General features: G+C 70.8%; 17 protein-coding genes and 1 pseudogene. 7 read left to right on the top strand and 11 right to left on the bottom strand.

Features of this window, described 5'->3' with window-relative positions; genetic code table 11:
• Nucleotides 1–6: 6 nt before the first annotated feature.
• The gene (locus tag LY41_RS00565) at nt 7–459 is read left to right on the top strand and encodes a hypothetical protein (RefSeq protein ID WP_253861739.1); all 453 of its coding nucleotides are present in this window, start codon (nt 7–9) and stop codon (nt 457–459) included.
• Nucleotides 460–499: 40 nt separating this feature from the next.
• Nucleotides 500–937, top strand: coding sequence for an SRPBCC family protein (locus tag LY41_RS00560; protein WP_253861737.1), 438 nt, complete (start codon nt 500–502; stop codon nt 935–937).
• Nucleotides 938–1,051: 114 nt separating this feature from the next.
• Here the strand turns inward: LY41_RS00560 and LY41_RS00555 are convergent, their stop codons facing one another.
• The 4 genes from LY41_RS00555 to LY41_RS00540 form a co-directional block, all read right to left on the bottom strand.
• Nucleotides 1,052–2,731, bottom strand: coding sequence for a fumarate hydratase (locus LY41_RS00555; RefSeq protein WP_253861734.1), 1,680 nt, complete (start codon nt 2,729–2,731; stop codon nt 1,052–1,054).
• 474 nt (nt 2,732–3,205) lie between these two features.
• Nucleotides 3,206–4,339: a sigma-70 family RNA polymerase sigma factor gene (locus LY41_RS00550; protein WP_253861732.1), complete on the bottom strand. Its 1,134-nt coding sequence runs from the start codon at nt 4,337–4,339 to the stop codon at nt 3,206–3,208.
• Nucleotides 4,340–4,641: 302 nt separating this feature from the next.
• The gene (gene dtd / locus LY41_RS00545; protein ID WP_253861730.1) at nt 4,642–5,067 is read right to left on the bottom strand and encodes a D-aminoacyl-tRNA deacylase; all 426 of its coding nucleotides are present in this window, start codon (nt 5,065–5,067) and stop codon (nt 4,642–4,644) included.
• Nucleotides 5,064–6,608, bottom strand: a complete 1,545-nt coding sequence (locus LY41_RS00540; protein WP_253861729.1) for a DUF7782 domain-containing protein — start codon at nt 6,606–6,608, stop codon at nt 5,064–5,066. The genes dtd and LY41_RS00540 overlap by 4 nt, the downstream gene beginning before the upstream one ends.
• A 193-nt stretch (nt 6,609–6,801) precedes the next feature.
• Here LY41_RS00540 and LY41_RS00535 point away from each other — a divergent pair.
• Nucleotides 6,802–7,110 (top strand): annotated as a pseudogene (locus LY41_RS00535) (DUF3099 domain-containing protein); the annotation flags it as partial.
• Between the two features lie 172 nt (nt 7,111–7,282).
• Here the strand turns inward: LY41_RS00535 and LY41_RS00530 are convergent.
• Both LY41_RS00530 and LY41_RS00525 read right to left on the bottom strand, forming a co-directional pair.
• Nucleotides 7,283–8,179 (bottom strand): carbohydrate kinase family protein, encoded by an 897-nt coding sequence (locus tag LY41_RS00530; protein WP_253861727.1) that lies wholly within the window; start codon nt 8,177–8,179, stop codon nt 7,283–7,285.
• Nucleotides 8,176–9,129, bottom strand: coding sequence for a pseudouridine-5'-phosphate glycosidase (locus tag LY41_RS00525; RefSeq protein WP_372493040.1), 954 nt, complete (start codon nt 9,127–9,129; stop codon nt 8,176–8,178). The genes LY41_RS00530 and LY41_RS00525 overlap by 4 nt, the downstream gene beginning before the upstream one ends.
• Nucleotides 9,130–9,190: 61 nt before the next feature.
• Between LY41_RS00525 and LY41_RS00520 the strand changes: the two genes are divergently transcribed.
• On the top strand, nt 9,191–9,439 hold the full coding sequence (locus LY41_RS00520; RefSeq protein WP_253861725.1) for a DUF3039 domain-containing protein: 249 nt from the start codon (nt 9,191–9,193) through the stop codon (nt 9,437–9,439).
• A gap of 52 nt (nt 9,440–9,491) precedes the next feature.
• Here LY41_RS00520 and LY41_RS00515 read toward each other — a convergent pair whose 3' ends face one another.
• A complete protein-coding gene (locus tag LY41_RS00515) occupies nt 9,492–10,670 on the bottom strand; it encodes a YihY/virulence factor BrkB family protein (protein ID WP_253861724.1) in 1,179 nt (392 codons plus the stop codon).
• A 379-nt stretch (nt 10,671–11,049) separates the two neighbouring features.
• Here LY41_RS00515 and LY41_RS00510 point away from each other — a divergent pair, with 379 nt between their 5' ends.
• Nucleotides 11,050–12,780, top strand: coding sequence for a DEAD/DEAH box helicase (locus LY41_RS00510; RefSeq protein ID WP_253861722.1), 1,731 nt, complete (start codon nt 11,050–11,052; stop codon nt 12,778–12,780).
• Between the two features lie 249 nt (nt 12,781–13,029).
• On the opposite strand, the gene LY41_RS00505 is transcribed toward LY41_RS00510, so the two are convergent.
• Complete coding sequence (locus LY41_RS00505; RefSeq protein WP_253861720.1) at nt 13,030–13,209, bottom strand: DUF7455 domain-containing protein; 180 nt, start codon at nt 13,207–13,209, stop codon at nt 13,030–13,032.
• Between the two features lie 261 nt (nt 13,210–13,470).
• On the opposite strand from LY41_RS00505, the gene LY41_RS00500 reads away from it, so the two are divergent.
• Nucleotides 13,471–14,343: an EamA family transporter gene (locus LY41_RS00500; protein WP_253861718.1), complete on the top strand. Its 873-nt coding sequence runs from the start codon at nt 13,471–13,473 to the stop codon at nt 14,341–14,343.
• Nucleotides 14,344–14,503: 160 nt separating this feature from the next.
• Here the strand turns inward: LY41_RS00500 and LY41_RS00495 are convergent, their stop codons facing one another.
• Nucleotides 14,504–15,925, bottom strand: coding sequence for an RNA polymerase sigma factor (locus LY41_RS00495; RefSeq protein ID WP_253862824.1), 1,422 nt, complete (start codon nt 15,923–15,925; stop codon nt 14,504–14,506).
• Between the two features lie 217 nt (nt 15,926–16,142).
• Nucleotides 16,143–16,904: a polyphosphate--glucose phosphotransferase gene (gene ppgK / locus LY41_RS00490; RefSeq protein WP_253861717.1), complete on the bottom strand. Its 762-nt coding sequence runs from the start codon at nt 16,902–16,904 to the stop codon at nt 16,143–16,145.
• Between the two features lie 171 nt (nt 16,905–17,075).
• Here ppgK and LY41_RS00485 point away from each other — a divergent pair, with 171 nt between their 5' ends.
• Nucleotides 17,076–17,867 carry an inositol monophosphatase family protein gene (locus LY41_RS00485; protein ID WP_301296542.1) on the top strand — a complete coding sequence of 264 codons (792 nt, stop codon included), beginning with the start codon at nt 17,076–17,078 and terminating at the stop codon, nt 17,865–17,867.
• A gap of 121 nt (nt 17,868–17,988) precedes the next feature.
• Here the strand turns inward: LY41_RS00485 and cei are convergent, their stop codons facing one another.
• On the bottom strand, nt 17,989–18,675 hold the full coding sequence (gene cei, locus LY41_RS00480; RefSeq protein ID WP_308292178.1) for an envelope integrity protein Cei: 687 nt from the start codon (nt 18,673–18,675) through the stop codon (nt 17,989–17,991).
• Nucleotides 18,676–19,157: the final 482 nt, after the last annotated feature.

Below are 19,157 nucleotides of genomic sequence, written 5' to 3'. Positions count from 1 at the left end.
ACGAACATGAGATGGAAACAGACGATTCTCGGTGCGGTCGCGGGCGTGCTCGTGCTCTCGGCGTGCGGTCAGGCACCGGCGGAACAGGACACCGGCGGCGGTCCGGCGGAATCGGCGTCGGAGCAGTTCAAGAAGCAGCCGGCCGAGCACGAGGCGAAGGACGGTCCGGTACCCGAGTCCCGGCTCAACGCGGGAGGCCTGCCGGACGGCTTCCCCCGTGAGGCCACGGCCGAGAACACCTCGCTGACCATCACCGCACAGGAGGGCGGCTGCGGCGAGGCCAGTGCCGAGGTGACCGACCAGGGGGCCGACACCGTCACCGTGCTGCTGGTCGAGACCGAACCGGCGGGCAAGAAGATGTGCACGATGGACATCCGGCACCCGCCGGTGACCGTCGAACTCGAGCAGCCGCTGGGGGAGCGCACGCTTGTGCTCGAGCACACGAAACGTCAGGAGTAGTTGGGGTTACCAGTGAGTAGGTAGAGGCTACCGTGGGCGCATGACACGACAGGTCAGCCTCACCCGCACGATCCCGGCGCGCGCGGCGGAGATCTTCGCCCTGCTCACCGATCCGGACAAGCATCCGATCCTGGACGGTTCCGGCACCGTCCGGGGAGCCCGCAGCGGCAACCCGGACCGGCTCGAACTCGGATCCCGGTTCGCGATGGACATGAAACTGGGCGCGAAGTACCGCATCACCAACAAGGTCGTCGAGTTCGAGCAGGACCGGCTCATCGCCTGGCGCCACTTCTACGGACACCGCTGGCGCTGGGAACTGACACCGAACGACGACGGCACCACCGAGGTCACCGAGACGTTCGACTGGGCACCGGCGCGGATCGCGCTGCTGATGGATCGTTCGCCGATTCCCGGCAAGAACAAGGTCGCCATCCGCAAGACCCTCGAACGGCTGGCGAGCCACTTCGGCCAGCGGTGACGCTCTGACGTTCGCTCACCGGCATCGTCTCGCCGGCGCCGTCCCACCGGTGTCCTCCCGGCCGCATCGGGGCGCGGCCGGGAGGACACCGGAAGCCGGGCTCGGCGAACCGGCTCAGCCGAACGAGATCTGCAGCACCGGCTCGGAGGTCTCGGCGAAGAAGTCATTGCCCTTGTCGTCGATGACGACGAACGCGGGGAAGTCCTCGACCTCGATCTTCCAGACCGCTTCCATGCCGAGCTCCGCGTACTCCAGGACCTCGACGCTGTGGATGCAGTCCTGGGCCAGCCGCGCCGCGGGGCCACCGATCGAGCCGAGGTAGAAACCACCGTGCTGCTGGCACGACTCGGTGACCTGCTTCGACCGGTTGCCCTTCGCCAGCATGACCATCGACCCGCCCGCGGCCTGGAACTGGCTGACGTAGGAGTCCATGCGCCCGGCCGTGGTCGGCCCGAACGAGCCCGAGGCGTAGCCGTCCGGAGTCTTGGCCGGGCCCGCGTAGTACACCGGGTGGTCCCGCAGGTACTGCGGCATCTCCTCGCCGGCGTCGAGCCGCTCGGCGATCTTCGAATGGGCGATGTCGCGCGCCACGACCAGCGGCCCGGTCAGGCTCAGCCGGGTCTTCACCGGCAGTTGCGAGAGCTGTTCGCGGATCTCGTCCATCGGCCGGTTCAGGTCCACCGGCACGACCTCGTCCGACAGGTCCTCGTCGGCGACCTCCGGCAGGAAGCGGGCCGGGTCGCGCTCCAGCTGCTCGATGAACACGCCGTCGGCGGTGATCTTGGCCTTGGCCTGCCGGTCGGCCGAGCAGGACACGGCCACGCCCACCGGGCACGACGCGCCGTGGCGGGGCAGGCGGATGACGCGGACGTCGTGGCAGAAGTACTTGCCGCCGAACTGCGCGCCGATGCCGAACTGGCGCGTCAGCTCCAGCACCTGCTGTTCGAGCTCGGTGTCCCGGAAGCCGTGGCCGAGCGGCGAGCCCTCGGTCGGCAGGGTGTCCAGGTCGCGGGCCGAGGCCAGTTTGGCGACCTTGAGGTTGTACTCGGCCGACATGCCGCCCACGACGATCGCCAGGTGGTACGGCGGGCAGGCCGCCGTACCGAGTCCGCGCAGCTTCTCGTCCAGGAACTTGGCCAGCCGCTTCGGGTTCAGGACGGCCTTGGTCTCCTGGTAGAGGAACGTCTTGTTGGCGCTGCCGCCGCCCTTGGCCATGAACAGGAACTCGTACGACGGGTCGGTTCCGTCGGCGGGGTCGGTGCCGTCCTTGTGGTACAGCTCGATCTGCGCGGGCAGGTTCGTACCGGTGTTGCGCTCCTCCCAGAAGTTCACCGGTGCCATCTGCGAGTACCGCAGGTTGAGGTCGCGGTAGGCCTCGAAGATGCCGCGCGAGACGGCCTCCTCGTCGGCACCGCCGGTGAGAACCCCTTCGGTGCGCTTGCCGATCGCGATCGCGGTGCCGGTGTCCTGGCACATCGGCAGCACGCCACCCGCGGAGATCGCCGCATTGCGCAGCAGGTCCATGGCGACGAACCGGTCGTTGCCGCTGGCCTCCGGATCGTCGACGATCGACCGCAGCTGCTGCAGGTGTGACGTGCGGAGCAGGTGCTGGATGTCGGTGATCGCGGTCCGGGCGAGCGTGGTCAGGGCCTCCTGGGACACCTCGAGGAACCGGCGCCCGGCTGCCTCGACGACCGTGACGCCGTCCGGCGTGACGAGCCGGTACTCGGTCTCGGTGTCCTTACCCTTCGGGAGAACGTCGGTGTACTCGAACTGGGGAGTGGAAGAGGTCACGGTAGCTGCTCGCCTCGCACGCGGTCGGGTTAGGGCGGTTACTCACGAAACGAGCCGACAGTACAACGGCAGCGCGGCCGGTGGGGCCGGCCGCCCACACCGGGCGATCCAGATCACGCGGGCGTGACCCGCCGGGCGTGACCCGCGGATTGCCCGAGGGGAATGACCGAGGGGAATGGAGTGCCCGAGGTCCCGGGAGCGGTGACGGACGGGCATCCGGTGCACGAGCGGTGCCGGCAGGCGGGGCGTCCGCACGCGGGGAACGGGGGTGGACACGATGAAGGCCGGGTCCCACCCCGAGGGACCCGGCCTTCGAAGGCAGGCGGCACGCTCCGTGGAACGCATGCCGCGTTGCCCTAACCCCACTAGGTAGACGTCCGGTGGGCCGAAAGGTTGCGCGACATCGGCACCGAATTGTTCGTACCAGTTGTGATTCGGGTTACAGGGCGGCGGCGCGGCGTTCCGGAGCGGGACTCAGCTGGCGTACGCGCGGAGCTTGTCGGCCCGCTCGCCCTGCCGCAGCTTGGCCATGACCTCCCGTTCGATCTGCCGGACCCGCTCCCGGGACAGGCCGAAGTGACGGCCGATCTGGTCGAGTGTGCGGGGCTGGCCGTCGTCGAGGCCGTAGCGCATGCGGATGACGTTCTGCTCCCGGTCGTCGAGCGTGCCCAGGACCCGCCGCATGTCGTCGTGTAGCAGCCCCGAGATGACGCTCGTCTCGGCGTCGGCGGCTTCGGAGTCCTCCACGAAGTCGCCGAGCGGGGCGTCCTCCTCGTTGCCGACCGGCATGTCCAGGCTCACCGGGTCCCGCGCGTGGTCGAGCAACGTGGAGACCTTGTTCGCCGGGATGCCCGATTCGGCGGCGAGCTCCTCGTTGGTCGCCTCCCGCCCGTGCTTCTGGTGCAGGTCCCGCTTGATGCGGGCGAGCTTGTTGACCTGCTCGACCAGGTGGACGGGCAGGCGGATCGTGCGGCCCTGGTCGGCCATGCCGCGGGTGATCGCCTGACGGATCCACCACGTGGCGTAGGTGGAGAACTTGAAGCCCTTCGCGTAGTCGAACTTCTCCACCGCCCGGATCAGCCCCAGGTTTCCCTCCTGGATGAGGTCGAGCAGTGGCATGCCGCGACCGGTGTAGCGCTTGGCCAGCGACACCACCAGCCGCAGGTTGGCCTGCAGCAGGTGGTTCTTCGCGCGGCGGCCGTCACGGGCGACCAGCCGCAGCTCCCACGCCCGCTCGTCGGTGAGGTCGTCGGCGGTGTCCAGCAGGTGCTGGGCGTACACGCCGCCCTCGATGCGCTTGGCGAGGCCGACCTCCTCGGCGGCACTGAGCAGTGCGGTCTTGCCGATGCCGTTCAGATACACGCGGACGAGGTCGGCGGCGGGGCCCTGGGTGTCGAGGTCCTCGAGCTGCAGCGCAGCGCGTGCTGCGGGCTCGGCGGGCTCCGGTATCGACGCGAGCGCGCTCGCCGCGCTCGTGGTGTCGGCATCGACGGTGTCGGCGCCGACGGTGGCCGGTTCGACCGCACCGACCGTGGGCGTCGGGACGTCGGCCGCGGTGTCGCGGTCGCGGATGTCCCGGGCCTCGCGTTCGAGAGTCTGGACGGTCATTCTGCCTCCCCGGATGGCGGGCTCACGTGCGGTGCGACGCGGCGGACGCCCGCCGCCTGTGTGTTGCCGCGCGGTGTTCCCCAGGACAGTCGATCAAGCCTGTGGAACCGTTACGCACCGGCCGGCTTCGTGGCCGGTTACCTCGAACAACGTCGTCCCACGCGAAATCGTTCCCGGGGTTTTCCGGTGCTGTGCAACGCCTCACGTTCCGGTTTCGGCGCGCTCCGGTCGGCGCACCCGGCGCAGGCGGGTGCGCCGATCGGTGGCCGGGCGCACGTGGTGCGGGTCGGACGTGGTGCGGGTCAGACGTTGACGAGGACCGTGAACGGGCCGTCGCCCACGCTGTGGACCTGCATCGTCGCGCCGAACCGGCCGGTTTCCACGCGGGCGCCCCGTGCGCGGAGAGCGGCGACGACCGCGTCGACCAGTGGCTCGGCGTGTTCGGGCCGCGCCGCGGCCGTCCACGATGGACGCCTGCCTTTGCGGGTGTCGCCGTAGAGGGTGAACTGGCTGACGACGAGCAGCGGCGCATCGGCCGTGGCGCACGATTCTTCGTCCCGCAGCAGCCGCATGTCGTGCAGTTTCCGCGCCATCGTGCCGGCTTTGTCGGACGTGTCGTCGGTGTGAATTCCCAGCAGTACCACCAAGCCCGGCGCGTCGAGCTCGCCGACGACCTCGTCGCCGACGGTGACCCGCGCTTCCGTGACCCTCGTCACGACCGCCTTCATCGCGGTGGCCCCACGGAGGCCGCCGCGGGCATCCCGCCCACCGGTTCGAGCATGCCGTGGCGGACGAGCTCACGGACCAACGGCACCGCGGCGCCGCGCAGCTGTGCGGCGTCCTCACCGTGCGCAGCGGCCAGCAGTTCGAGCAGGTCCTCCAACGGCAGCACACCACGGCAGCCGCCGAGCAGCGCCGCCATGAGCTCGTCGACCTCGTGCTGCCAGCCGGGGCCGTCGAGACGGTGCAGCCGCCGGATCGACGTGTCCCAGCCCTCGTCCGACGGCGCATCGATCCGTTCCAGCACGACGCCGTCCGGCACGCGCAGCGGCGTCGCCAGCAGCGCGGCGTCGTCGCGGGGACGCAGCCAGTCCACGCGGTCCAGCCATGCCGCCGCCTCCGCGCCGAGCGGATCGTCGTAGGCCTGGCGCAGGTCCTCGCACACGATCGCCGGCTCACCGGCGGTCTTGCGGAGCGTGACGAACCCGAATCCGATGCCGCGGACGTCGTGGGCCGCGAACCAGTCGAGCCAGGCCTCCGCCTTCGCCAGTCCCTCCGGCGACGTCGGATCGATGCCTTCGTCGCGCAACCACGTGCCGACGTACAGTTCCGGATCGGCCACGTCACGTTGCACGAACCACGCGTCCGTGCCGTGCGGCAGCCAGCGGGTCACGCGGTCGGACCAGTCCTCGTCACCGACGTGCAGCCACGACGCGAGCAGCTGCCCCACCCCGCCGTCGGTCAGCAGCGACGGCAGCTGCCGGACGACCAGGGCGCTGGCGTCGTCGCCGCCGAGACCGGAGTCGCGGTAGGTGTAGTCGACACGCGGCGGGCCGACCACGAACGGCGGGTTGCACACGATCTGGTCGAACCGGCGGCGCGCCACCGGGGTGAACCACTCGCCCTGCACCAGTTCGACGTCGAGCTCGTTGAGCAGGAACGTCGCGCGGGCGAGTGCGAGCGCGCGCGGGGAGACGTCGGTGGCGGTGATGTGCTCGGCGTGCCTGCTGGCGTGCAGCGCCTGCACGCCGTTGCCGGTGCCGAGGTCGAGCAGCGATCCGACCGGCCTGCGGCTCGTCGCCCGCACCAGGCTCAGCGAGGCGTGCCCGACACCGAGGACGTGCTCGCGGCCGACCGGCCGGCCCAGCTGGTCGGAGTCCAGGTCGGCCACCACCCACCAGGAGCCCTCGTCGTCGCTGTGCGGGCGGACGTCCAGGCCCGCGCGGAAACCGTCGCCGTCCGGCTGCAGCAGACCCGCGGCGACGGCATCGGCAGTGGTCAGGGGAGCGAAGGCAGCGGTGACGGCGTCGCCGGGTTCACGGCGGCCGACCAGGAACAGCCGGATCAGCGTGCCGAGCTCACCGGCGTCGGCGCTGGCGCGCAATGCGGGCAGCGGTTCGCCCCTGCCGAGCGCGGCGTGCGCCGCCGGGCCGAGGGCTTCGGTGACGCCGTCGGCGTCGTACCGGCAGCGGAGCAGCGCCTCGCGCAGGAGGGCGCACACCTCGGGGGTGAGTGCGGGAACGGTCTCGGTGGATGCGGCACTGTTCACGGTGCGGCATCGTCGCACGGCTCACGCGCGCCGGCCCGCGCGTGGTCGGCACCAAGGGCCGGGAATCACACCCGTGCCACCGGGGACGGCGCGCCGCCCTGCCTGCCGCCCCACCCTGCCTGCCGCCCCGCCCCCGCCCTGCCTGTCGCGCTCCCCGCCGCGGTGGGAGCATGGAGCGGTGGAGGTGAGTCCGGTGGAGGAACGCGACAGGTCCGGCGACCCGGTTCTGATCACCGAGGCGGCGCCCTCCCACGACGACGAACTCGCCGCCCGCAAACGCCGGTACGTCCTCACGATGGGGATGCGCTTCCCGTGCCTGGTGCTGGCAGGCGTGTTCTACCAGACGTGGTGGCTCGCACTGGCGCTGCTCGTGCTGTCGATCCCGCTGCCGTGGATCGCCGTGCTCGTCGCGAACGACCGCCCGCCCCGGAAGAGCGAAGAGGTCAACCGCTACCGGCCGGAACACCGCTCCCTCGAGGCGAGACCGCACCAGGTGATCGACGTGGCCGAGCCGGGCGGGGCCGAGCCGGGCGGGGCCGAGCCGGGCGGGGCCGAGCCGGGCGGGGCCGAGCCGGGCGGGGCCGAGCCGGGCGAGGGGTCGCAGCCGCGTCCCGGCGACGGCACCACGTCCGGCGAGTAGCCCTCCGGCCCCGCACGCCGCGTGGACACGGCCGTCAGGTCGGCAGCGACCCCGGCGCGGGCTGAGCGCCCACCTGGCTCACGACCCGGGCACCGAGGCGCACCCCCGCCGCCAGGCAGTCGCGTACCGGTTCGCCGCGCAGCCGTGCGGTGAGCAGGCCCGCGTTGAACGCATCGCCGGCTCCCGTGCTGTCGACGCACGGTGCCTGCTGGGCGGGAACGGTCCGCAGGCCGTTGTCGTCGATCCAGGCCGCACCGTCGAGCCCGGTGGTCACGGCGACGGCGCCCACGTGCCCGAGCAGTTCACGTGCCGCGGCCGGTTCGCCGGATCCGGTGAGCGCGGCCAGCTCGGCGGCGTTGGGCAACAGCAGGTCCACGCCGCGGACGTCGGCGAGGAACCCCTCGGGGTCGGTGATGAGTGCGGCCGCCTGCGGATCCACCGAGGTCGGCACGCCCGCCGCCCGCGCTGCCTCGAGCGCGGCCAGGCCCGCGGGCCGCGACGACGGGTCGAGCAGTACGTACCCGGACAGGTGCAGGTGGCCGGCGCCCGCGAGCGCCGCCGGTCCCACCGCGGCGACGTCGGACGGACCGAAGTGTTTGTTGGCGCCGCGGTCGGGCAGCATCGTGCGCTGCCCATCGGGGTCGACGAGCACGACGACACAGCACGTCGCGGCGTCGGCGTCCACGGCGAACGCGCACGTCACGCCGGCGGCCTCGAGTTCGGTGCGCAGCAGGCGGCCGCCGGGGTCGTCGCCGACACGGGCCAGCAGCACCGGGTCCGCGCCCGCGGCGCGCAGCCACAGGGCGGTGTTGGCGCCCGCGCCGCCGCCGGTGAGCCCGACCTCGGCGCGGGTGTCGCCGCCGTGGGCCAGCGGCCGGTCGTGGCGGGCCACCACGTCCAGGCCGGCGTCGCCGACCACGACGATCCTCATCGGGCGAGCTCCACGGCCACCAGGGAGGCGAGCTCGGCGTTGGCGACGACGAGTTCCTCGTTGGCATCGAGGCTGACACCGCCGGATGCGGTGTGGAAGTGCTCCAGCAGCGCCGGAGTGACGTCGCCGCCGCTCACCGCCGATCCGGTGACCTCGGCCAGCCCCTCGACGAGCAGCCGGTCGTGCAGCTCACGGTCCATCTCCGCCTCCTCCGGGATCGGGTTGGCCAGCAGCATGCCTGCCGGGGAGAACGTCCGGTGTGCCCGCATCGCGCCGGCGACCTGCTCGGGGCCGTCGACGCGATGCGGCACCGGCTGTCCCGACGAGCGCAGGTAGAACGCCGGGAACTCGTCGACGCCGTAGCCGAGCACGGGTACCGAACCGGTCTCGAGGACTTCGAGCGTGGCCGGGATGTCGAGGATCGATTTCATGCCGGAGCACACGACGAGGATCGGCGTGCGGCCGAGTACGGCGAGGTCGGCGGAGACGTCCCAGGTCGTCGTCTCACCCGGCGGCGGCAGGTGCACGCCGCCGAGCCCGCCGGTGGCGAACACGCCGATGCCCGCGGCGTGGGCGAGCACGGACGTGCCCGCCACCGTGGTCGCTCCCGAACGGCCCGAGGCCAGGGCCGGGCCGAGGTCGCGGGCCGAGAGCTTGTCGAGGTCCTCCTCCGGCGAGCACACGCGTTCCAGCTGGGCCGTCGTGAGTCCGACCAGCGGCGTGCCGTCCAGCACCGCGATCGTGGCGGGAACGGCGCCCGCGCGGCGGACCGTGTTCTCGAGCCGGCCCGCGACCTCCAGGTTCCGGCCGGGCGGCAGGCCGTGCGAGAGGATCGTGCTCTCGAGCGCGACCACGGCCGAGCCGGCCTCGAGTGCGTCGGCGACCTCGGCCGACAGCCTCACGGGTGCGGCGGTGGCGGGAGCGGTGGCGTGGCGGGGAGTACTGGTCACAGCGGGCAATCCTGACCCATAGCCGTCCACCCGCGTGGCCGTGGGTGGCAAACTGGTGGGTATGAGCACTGCAACACTGCCTGATGTCGACACTCGCCCCGAGGGCACCGAGAGCACCGACGACGACGCTCCCGAGGTGTTCCACTACGTGCAGAAGAACAAGATCACCGAGAGCGCGGTGACGGGTACGCACGTGGTGGCGCTCTGCGGAGCGGTGTTTCCCGTGACGAAATCCGCGAAGCCGGGTTCGCCGGTGTGCCCCGACTGCAAGAAGGTCTTCGAGGGGTTGCCGCCCGGCGGCGAGGAGTGACCCGTCCTGCCCTGACCGCGTGACCGGCCCGGCCGGTCGGCCACGCGGTCACTCAGGCGTCGGCAGGCCGGTCGGGTGACGAGTGGTCCTGGCCCGCCTGCCGGGGTGTGCGCAGCGGCAGGGTCGTGCGCTCCCACTCGTCCCGGTGTTCGTCGGCCTGGATCCGCTCGGCGGCGCGCTCCCGTTCGAGCCGCTGCCAGGCCCGTCGCTGCCTGCGGGTCGGCTTGGCCGGCCAGAGTTCCTGGATGGCGCTGTTGAAGTAGGCACCGGCCACGATGGCCAGGCCGATGAAGAACGCGAACAGCAGGAACGCGATCGGGGTGGCGAGCGCGCCGTAGGTGTAGCCGGTGGTCGTGATCCACCCGATGTAGAGCCGCAGTCCGATACTGGAGAGCAGGAAGATCACCATCGCGAGCACCGCACCGGGCAGGCCGCGGTGCCACGGCAGTTTGCGCGGCAGCGAGAGCTTGTACAGCGTCGCGAGCGCGAGCACGAGTGCGATCCCGGCCGTCGGGTAGTACAGGGTCCCGACCCACGTGGATATGGTCGGCCGCCAGTCCGGGGGGAAGAAGTCGGGCAGCAGCTCGGGCCCGATCGCGATGATCGGCAGGCCGACGATGAGCAGTGCCAGGCTCGCCATGTAGAGCAGCAGCGCGAAGATCCGCTGCCACACCTCGTTGCGGACTCCGTACTGGTTGTGGGCGACCGTGATCGCGTCGACGAAGGACGACATGGCCGACGAACCGGCCCACAGCGAAATCAGGAAACCGACGGAGACGATCTCGCCCTTTCCGGTGGTCAGGATGTCGTTGACCGTCGGTTCGATGATCCGCCGGACCACGCTGTCGCTGAAGATCGTGTCGGCGAACCCGATGAGGTTGTCGTGGACGCGGGTCACGACCTGCCGGCCGAACCAGTCACCGATGTAGCCGATGCTGCCGAGCAGGCCCAGCAGCAGCGGCGGCAGGGACAGCGTCTGCCAGAACGCGGCCTCGGCGGCCTCGGAGAAGATGTTGCCTTCCCACGCCTTGTTCATCGTGCGGCGGAGTAGGCGCAGCGGGCCTCTACGGCGACGTGGCGCATCCTCGCCGCGGGATTCGTCGACGGACGGCGAGCGCTCCGGGACGTGCTCCGGCGCGCCCGCGGGGAACTCGCCGGCTCCGGCGTCGTCGTCACTCGCTCGCGCGGACGGGTCGTCGCCGGTGGGCCGGCCGGTGTTCTGCTCGTTCATGACGGGTTCCAGCATGGTCCATCGGCGCCGGATCGGCGCGTTCGCCCGTGTTGTCGGCGTCGGCGTGTCGCGCGAGAACGCCTCACCGGGCGACCGTGCCCGGTGAGGCCGTGAGCCGATCCTGTCGGACGGTGCGGGTACTCTTTCCGACGCGCCCTCACCACGACGGCCGCCACCGGAGCCGGCCCGCGCGGGAGGGTTTTGCTGTGTGAGCCCGCCGGCGCGCGGGCCCCGCGAGCATGTCACCGGCCGTCTGCCGCGGCCGGTGATCGTTATCGGTCCTGATGGAAAGTCGGTCCTGGTGGGAAAGGGGAGTGCATCGGCGGTGTCGGCGACGTCGGACCAGAGGGCGGCCCGGGCGCGGCAGGAGGAGCGCGCCGTGTCCGCACCGGATCCCGACAGTGACGCGACGGCCCGTCCGCTGCGTGCGTGGCAGCGGCGGGCGCTGACCAAGTACCTCACGCAGCGGCCGAAGGACTTCCTGGCTGTCGCGACGCCGGGTGCCGGTAAGACGGTGTTCGGCCTGCGGGTGGCCGCGGAGCTGCTGTCGGACCGCACGATCGAGGCCATCACGATCGTCACGCCGACCGAGCACCTCAAGCACCAGTGGGCCGCTTCCGCCGCGGGCGCGGGTATCGCGATCGACTCGGACTTCCGCAACACCACCGGCGTCACCTCGCCGGACTACCAGGGTGTGGCCGTCACGTACGCGCAGGTCGCCGCGCATCCGAACCTGCACCGGGTGCGCACCGAGAACCGCAAGACGCTGGTGATCCTCGACGAGATCCACCACGCGGGCGATGCCAAGTCATGGGGCGAGGCCGTCGAGGAGGCCTTCACTCCCGCGGTCCGCAGGCTGGCTCTGACGGGTACGCCGTTCCGCAGCGACGACTCACCGATCCCGTTCGTGACCTACGAACCGGACGCCGACGGGTCGCTGCGCAGCAAGGCCGACAGCAGCTACAACTATGCCGACGCGCTCGCCGACGGCGTCGTGCGGCCCGTCGTGTTCCTCGCCTACTCGGGTGAGGCGTCCTGGCGCACCAGCGCCGGCGACGAGTTCACCGCGCGCCTGGGCGAGCCGCTGACGGCCGAGCAGACCGCGCGGGCCTGGCGCACGGCCCTCGACCCGGGCGGGGAGTGGGTGCCGTCGGTGCTGCAGGCCGCCGATACGCGGCTCTCCCAGTTGCGGGCGAACGGCCTGCCGGACGCGGGCGGGCTCGTGGTCGCGAGCGACCAGGATTCGGCCCGTGCCTACGCGACGATTCTGCAGCGCATCGCGGGGGAGCCGCCGGTGGTCGTGCTCTCCGACGATCCGAAGGCCACCCGGCGGATCGGTGAGTTCGCCGACTCGACGGAGCGGTGGCTGGTGGCCGTGCGGATGGTGTCCGAGGGCGTCGACGTGCCGCGGCTGGCTGTCGGCGTCTATGCGACGAGCGCGTCCACACCGCTGTTCTTCGCGCAGCTCATCGGCCGTTTCGTGCGTGCGCGGCAGCCGGGGGAGACGGCGAGCATCTTCCTGCCGAGCGTGCCGGTGCTGTTGGAACTCGCCAGCCAGCTCGAGGCCGAACGGGACCACGTGCTGGGCAAACCGGACCGCGAGTCCGATGGCTTGGACGACGAGCTGCTGCTGGCGGCCAACCGTACCGAGGACGAACCCGGCGAGGAGGAGAAGGCGTTCACATCGCTGGGCGCCTCCGCCGAGCTCGACCAGGTGATCTACGACGGCGACTCGTTCGGCACGGCCGTGTTCTCGGGCAGCGAGGAGGAACAGGAGTACCTGGGCCTGCCGGGGCTGCTCGAACCCGACCAGGTGCGGGCATTGCTGCGGAAACGCCAGGAGGAGCAGCTCGCCGACGAGCAGCGGCGGAAGCCGAAGCAGTCCGAGCCCGCCGAGCCCGAGCCCGCAGCGCGGCCGCAGCCGGTCGGACAGCGGATCCATGCGCTGCGCAAGGAGCTGAACACGCTCGTCGGTGTCTACCACCACCGGACGAAGAAGCCGCACGGTGCGATCCACAACGAGCTGCGCCGGATCTGCGGGGGGCCGCCGACGGCGATGGCCACCGTCGAGCAGCTCGAGGAACGGATCGTGACCCTGCGCTCCTGGTGACCCAGCGCTCCTGGTGACCCAGCGCTCCTGGTGACCCTGCGCTCGTGGTGACGGGCAACGAGAAGGGGCGGAACCCGGATGAGGTTCCGCCCCTTCTGCGTGTCGGTTGCTGTTTGGGTGAAGTGCTGTCTGGGTGCTGTCGGTGGGGGTGTTGTCGGTGCGGGTGTCACAGCGGCGTTGTCAGTGCTGCCGCGTGCCGCCCCGGCCCCCGACGCCGGACATGCCGTGATGACGGCTGCTGATGGCTACTCAGCGCTGAATGTCGGCTTCCTGTTCCTTCAGCTTGGCCTCGTACTCGCGGCCGTGGTGTCCGCAGAAGAGCAGTTCGCCGCCGCTGGGGAGTACCGCTCGCAACTGGGCTGCGGCTCCGCAGCGGTCGCAGCGGTCCGCGCGGGTCAGTTCGGGGCGGGTGAGCGTCGGTGAAGTCATGGGAGTCTCCCTCCGTCCCGGCATCGGCGCGCCGATGCCATCAATTCAGCCGCGAGAACGACGCGGCAGGATTGCCACTGTCGTTGTTCGCTGCCATCCACTCTTACAGACGTTTTGGCGTCCGCAAGTGTTCCCGCGCCAGTGGGAGGTGTGTCACGCCGCGGTGGTCCTTGCGTTTCCGGTCGTTTCGTGCGTGATCACCACGGCAGGGTCGACCGGCCCCTCAGCTGGGCGTTTTCCGTGGTCGGGCACCATCGTGCCGTGGATGTTTCGGCTGCGAAAAGGCGAATCGACGCGGTTCCCGCACCTACCCTGTTCGTTCTCAGCGGAATTTCGATCTATGTGGGCGCGGCCGTCGCCGTGTGGCTTTTCGACGCCTCGAGTCCGGCTGGAGTGGCGTGGCTGCGCTGTCTGGGTGCCGCTGTGATTCTTCTCGTATGGCGCAGGCCGGGGCGGGAGGCGTGGCGAGGCCGTCCACTGTTGCTGGCGGGAACGTTCGGCGTGGTCACGGCGCTGATGAACGTCGTCTACTACGAGGCGATCGCCCGGTTGCCGCTCGGTACGGCGACCGCCATCGAGTTCGTCGGCCCGGTACTGGTCGCCGCGATCGGGTCGCGCACGAAGCGGGACTTCGCGGCGCTGACGCTCGTGGTGGTGGGCGTGCTGGCGATCGCCGACGTGCAGTGGAGCGGCAGTCCGGCGGGCGTGGCGTTCGCGCTGGCCGCCGCGGCGGCCTGGGCCGGCTACATCGTGCTCGGCAAGAAGGTCGCCGTCGGTGGCAACGGCATCGACAGCCTGGCGGTGGGGTTCACCGTCGCCACGGTGGTGCTGAGCCCGCTGGCGCTCGGTACCGGCGGCGTGTGGGCCGAGCCGGACCTGCTGCTGCTCGGTATCGGCGTGGGCCTGCTGTCGACCGTCGTGCCGTACGGATTGGATCAGGTGGTGCTGCGCCGCGTCGGGCAGGCACGCTTCGCGGTCCTGCTGGCGCTGCTGCCGGTGACCGCCACGCTCGTCGGCCTGGTCGTCCTGGGGCAGGTGCCTGCCCTGACCGAGGCACTCGGCATTCTCGCCGTCGTCGGCGGGGTGTTGCTGCGCTCGCGCAGGTCCGGGGAGACGGTGGGCGAACCGCCGTGACCTCGTCGCCCGCGGTGCGCGCCGGTGATATCGGGAATCGGCGGTACGGAGCTCTCGCCTCACCGCTGCGGCTCGTCTCGCCGGTAGAACAAACAATTGGCCGCCGACCTGCGCAGCGCAGGTCGGCGGCCAGATGCAGGGCCGTGTCGGTGCTGAAGCGTCAGTCCAGGTAGTCCCGCAGGACCTGGGACCGCGACGGGTGCCGCAGCTTGGACATCGTCTTCGACTCGATCTGTCGGATCCGCTCGCGCGTGACCCCGTAGACCTGACCGATCTCGTCTAAAGTCCTCGGCTGACCGTCGGTGAGGCCGAAGCGCAGCCGCACCACGCCGGCTTCGCGCTCGGACAGTGTCTGCAGCACCGACTGGAGCTGGTCCTGCAGCAGCGTGAACGACACCGCGTCGACCGCGACGACCGCCTCGGAGTCCTCGATGAAGTCGCCGAGCTGCGAGTCGCCCTCGTCGCCGATGGTCTGGTCGAGCGAGATCGGCTCACGGGCGTACTGCTGGATCTCCAGGACCTTCTCGGGGGAGATGTCCATCTCTTTCGCGAGTTCCTCGGGGGTGGGCTCGCGACCGAGGTCCTGCAGCAGCTCGCGTTGGATGCGGCCGAGCTTGTTGATGACCTCGACCATGTGCACCGGGATACGGATGGTGCGGGCCTGGTCGGCCATCGCGCGGGTGATCGCCTGGCGGATCCACCACGTGGCGTAGGTGGAGAACTTGAAGCCCTTGGTGTAGTCGAACTTCTCGACCGCACGGATCAGGCCCAGGTTGCCCTCCTGGATCAGGTCCAGGAACGCCATGCCGCGACCGGTGTAGCGCTTGGCCAGCGACACGACCAGTCGCAGGTTGGCCTCGAGCAGGTGGCTCTTGGCGCGCTCACCGTCACGGATGATCCACTTGAGGTCGCGGCGCATCTGGGTGGTGAGCTTCTCGCCCTCTTCCTCGATGACCCGCATGCGCTCGGAGGCGTACAGCCCGGCCTCGATGCGCTTGGCGAGCTCGACCTCCTCCTCCGCGTTGAGGAGGGCGACCTTGCCGATCTGCTTCAGGTAGGCACGAACCGAGTCGGCCGACGCAGTGAGTTCGGCGTCCTTGCGGGCCTGCCGCAGAGCTTCCGACTCCTCCTCGTCCCAGACGAAGTCGCCGTCCGCGGTCGGCTGCTTCTTCTTGCCGCTCGGAGCCTCCTCGGTTTCGGCCTCCTCCTCGGACTCCTCGGCCTCCTCCTCGGTCACCGTGGCGTCGACGACGTCCACCTCGACCGCGTCGACGTCGAGGTCGGACAGATCGACGTCCTCGACATCGGCGCCGTCGAGGTCGGCTTCCTCGCCGTTGGCCTTGGCTGTGGGCTTCGCCTTGGCGGAACCCGCCGACTTGGCCGTCTTGGTGGACTTCGCGGGAGACTTCTTCGCCGCCGTCGTGCGCGCAGGCTCGGTCGCTGTCGCTTCCGGCGCCTCGGCACCGTCGGCGGCCGCCGTCTCCTCGGCTGTCGCTTGCTCGGCGGCGCTCGTTGTCTTCGGCCCGCTTCGGGTTGCGGTCTTTGCGGCTGCCACGTACGCCCTTTCGCAGCGGTCGATCATGACGAACCGGTACGCATGCGTCCCGGCTGCCTTGGATTCGGGGGACATGGCCCCGGCCTGCGGTTTCGCGCCCCGCAGTCGAGGGCCGTGTTCCATTGTAACGACATCGCCGTGCAGAGTCGGGCCGCGATCACCTTTTTCGTCGCCGGGAACCGGTGTTCCGCAGGTGCGCGAGGTCCCGGCGTGGGCGCGTCCGGGTACGTCGCCGCGTCGCCGGTCAGGGTTCGATGCCTTCGGCGGCGGCCGCCGCTGCGCCGACGATCCCCGCGTTGTTCTGCAACGATGCCGCCACGACGGGTGTCCGGTTCGTCAGCAGGGGCACCCATTTGTCGGCCTTCTTGCTCACTCCGCCGCCGACGACGAACCGATCCGGCCAGATCAGGTTCTCGAGCACGGTCAGGTAACGATCCACCCGGGCGGACCATTGCGGATACGACAGCTCCTCGTGGTCCTTCACCGATGCCGCGGCGCGCGTCTCGCCGTCGTGGCCGTCGACCTCGATGTGACCGAACTCGGTGTTGGGCATGAGCTTGCCGTCGTCGAACAGTGCGCTGCCGATGCCGGTGCCGAAGGTCAGCAGCGCGACGACACCCGTGCGCACGGCCGGATCGCCGAAGCGCATCTCGGCCATGCCTGCGGCGTCGGCGTCGTTGAGCATGGCGACGTCGTCACGGGCCAGGCCGAGCCGCTTCGCGAACAGGGCGTCGGCGTCCGTGCCGATCCAGCTGGGATCGATGTTGGCGGCGGTGTGGGCCACGCCCTGCTTGACGACGGCGGGCAGCGTGACGCCGACCGGGCCGTCCCAGTCGAAGCGGCGGACGATCTCGACCACGACGTCCGCCACGGCGTCGGGTGTGGCCGGTTGCGGTGTGTCGATGCGCACCCGGTCGCCGATGAACTCGCCCGTGTCGAGGTCGACGAGTGCGCCTTTGATGCCGCTCCCGCCGACATCGATGCCGAACCCTCGCGTCGCCGCCATGGACGTCGCCCCTTCCTATTCGATTCAGATTCCTGACGGGAGACTGTAGCGGGGCCGGCATCGTGGTGTGGTCGGATAGATCCCGTGGACCCCATCGAACCCGAATCCGGAACCCCGACCCCCGACCCCGGCGGTGCCGCACGCGACGGTGCCGCACCGTCGCGTGCCCAGCTGGCCGGTGTCGCCGAGCAGGTCGCCGTCGAGGCGGCCACGTTCGTCGCGGCCGAGCGCGAGTCGATGCTCGACGGGGCCGGCGTGGACGTGCAGACCAAGACCAGCCGCACCGACGTCGTCACCGCGGTGGACGTCGCCTCCGAGAAGCTCATCCGTGCCCGGCTCGCGCAGCTGCGCCCGGGCGAGCCCGTCGTCGGCGAGGAACACGGCGGGGACGCCGGCGACGGCGGTGTCACGTGGGTCGTCGACCCGATCGACGGCACCGTGAACTTCCTGTACGGGCTGCCGGAGTTCGCCGTGTCCGTCGCGGCGCAGATCGACGGCGTGTCCGTCGCGGGTGCCGTCGTGGAACCGGTGAGCGGTCGCCGGTGGACGGCCTCCCGCGGCGGCGGTGCGTGGCTGGACGGCCGCAGGCTGGCGGTGTCGGAGCCCGAGGGGCTGGACATGACGCTGGTCGGCACGGGCTTCAATTACGTGACCGAGCGCAGGAAACGGCAGGCCGCCATGATCGCCGCGCTGCTCGGCCGGGTGCGGGACATCCGCCGCGGCGGCTCGGCCGCGCTCGACCTGTGCCACGTCGCGGCCGGCTGGCTGGACGGCTACGCCGAGCACGGCCTCTCCCGCTGGGACTGGGCGGCGGGGGCACTGCTGGCCGAGGAGGCGGGTGCGGTCGTGTCGTTGCCGGGCCAGGACGCCGAACTGGGGATCGACGGCACGATTGCAGCCTCACCGGCGATCGCTCGGCCGCTGCGCGAGGCGCTGCTCGACTGCGGGATGGGCGGCATCTGACCGCGGTATCCGATCCCTGCCGGCGTTCGATGCCGCCGCGCCCCGAACGTCGGCAGGGGACGGCGAGTCCCGACTCCCGGCCCGGCGCCACCGGGGCGTCCGGTTCGGCGGCCGGCGTCGCTCAGCAGTGTTCGGGCTCGGTCCGGTCGAGCAGTTCGCGGTCGATCAGTGAGCTCGTGCCGGACGCGCCGCCCGCGGACTGCTCACTGCCCGAGGAGTCGTCGTTGCTCGAACGCGTCAGCCGGTCCAGGACGTCGAGGGCGTCACTGGTGGGGCGCACGTCGTTGAACGCGGAGCCGATGGCGAGGTCGACGGTGGCGTCCTTCCTGCCGTCCTCGACCAGTTGCAGGCACGGGTCGACGAGGCGGAGGGTGCGGGCGGCGGCCTCGCCGTTCGGGCCGTAGCGCAGTTGTCCGTGGCACGACGCCTCGCCCTTGGGGAAGGCGTCGTCGTTGGCGGGTTCACCGAGCTGGGTGAAGCCGAGCTGTTCCAGCGCCGACGTGGTCATCGCCGCCTCGCCGCGCAGCCCGCTCGCGTTGAGTACCTGGACGTTGACCCGGTGGGGCGGTGCGGGCTGGGTGCTGGAGAGCGCGTCGTACGGCTGCGGGTCGAATGTCACCCCTTCGGGTGAATGTGTCGCGGGGTCGCAGCGAATGGCCTCGTTCAGATCTTCGCTGGACGTGACTACGTTGATCCAGATCACCGATGCCGCCACGCCCAGCACCGCCACCACGATGAGTGCAGGCAGCGGCCTGTGCTTCCGGTACGGCTTGACGCGGCTTCTCCGGAAGCCTCCGGTCCCCGACACCACTGCGCCGTCCCTTCGCCGATCCCCGCCCGATTACCGTCCATGTCGCCGCTGATCAGCTTAGGCGTTACAGCGACGGCGCAGGCCGGGACCCGCCGGAGGTACGCCGCCGGAGCCGGGCACAGTCCCACCGGAGCGTGCGGAGGGTGAGCTGTGCTCGTCGTCGAGGGTCGATTCCGGGATTCGCGGGTCGCGGCACTACGTCCCGGGTAACCCGCTTCCGGCCGGATCAAATACCCCGCTCGAGTGACGTGCCGCAGTGCCGGGGTGACCTGCTGCGGAGTCGGGTACGTCGTGGGCTACCCTCTCCGGGCTCCCAGGGTGCGGCGACGGGTGACGCAGGCGGCGACGCCGATGAGACGACACTCACCTTGCTCCCGGGCACAAACACAGGCGCTGGAACGTTGACCAGCGGAAGCGGCAGGACCGCCGGAGATCGATTCCGACGGTTTCGTATCGAGAGAAATGCTGATCGCAGGGGT

It is taken from the genome of Prauserella halophila (genome assembly GCF_024171895.1).
GTDB lineage: Bacteria > Actinomycetota > Actinomycetes > Mycobacteriales > Pseudonocardiaceae > Prauserella > Prauserella halophila.
The sequence above is the reverse complement of the archived record's forward strand: the minus strand, read 5'-3'. Positions and strand labels throughout refer to the sequence as shown.

Coding starts and splice junctions, on each gene's coding strand:
- dtd (WP_253861730.1), bottom strand. CDS start 5,067: ATGAAGGCGGTCGTGACGAGGGTCACGGAAGCGCGGGTCACCGTCGGC.
- LY41_RS00530 (WP_253861727.1), bottom strand. CDS start 8,179: ATGAGGATCGTCGTGGTCGGCGACGCCGGCCTGGACGTGGTGGCCCGC.
- LY41_RS00520 (WP_253861725.1), top strand. CDS start 9,191: ATGAGCACTGCAACACTGCCTGATGTCGACACTCGCCCCGAGGGCACC.
- LY41_RS00560 (WP_253861737.1), top strand. CDS start 500: ATGACACGACAGGTCAGCCTCACCCGCACGATCCCGGCGCGCGCGGCG.
- LY41_RS00495 (WP_253862824.1), bottom strand. CDS start 15,925: ATGATCGACCGCTGCGAAAGGGCGTACGTGGCAGCCGCAAAGACCGCA.
- ppgK (WP_253861717.1), bottom strand. CDS start 16,904: ATGGCGGCGACGCGAGGGTTCGGCATCGATGTCGGCGGGAGCGGCATC.
- LY41_RS00550 (WP_253861732.1), bottom strand. CDS start 4,339: ATGACCGTCCAGACTCTCGAACGCGAGGCCCGGGACATCCGCGACCGC.
- LY41_RS00505 (WP_253861720.1), bottom strand. CDS start 13,209: ATGACTTCACCGACGCTCACCCGCCCCGAACTGACCCGCGCGGACCGC.
- LY41_RS00515 (WP_253861724.1), bottom strand. CDS start 10,670: ATGAACGAGCAGAACACCGGCCGGCCCACCGGCGACGACCCGTCCGCG.
- LY41_RS00565 (WP_253861739.1), top strand. CDS start 7: ATGAGATGGAAACAGACGATTCTCGGTGCGGTCGCGGGCGTGCTCGTG.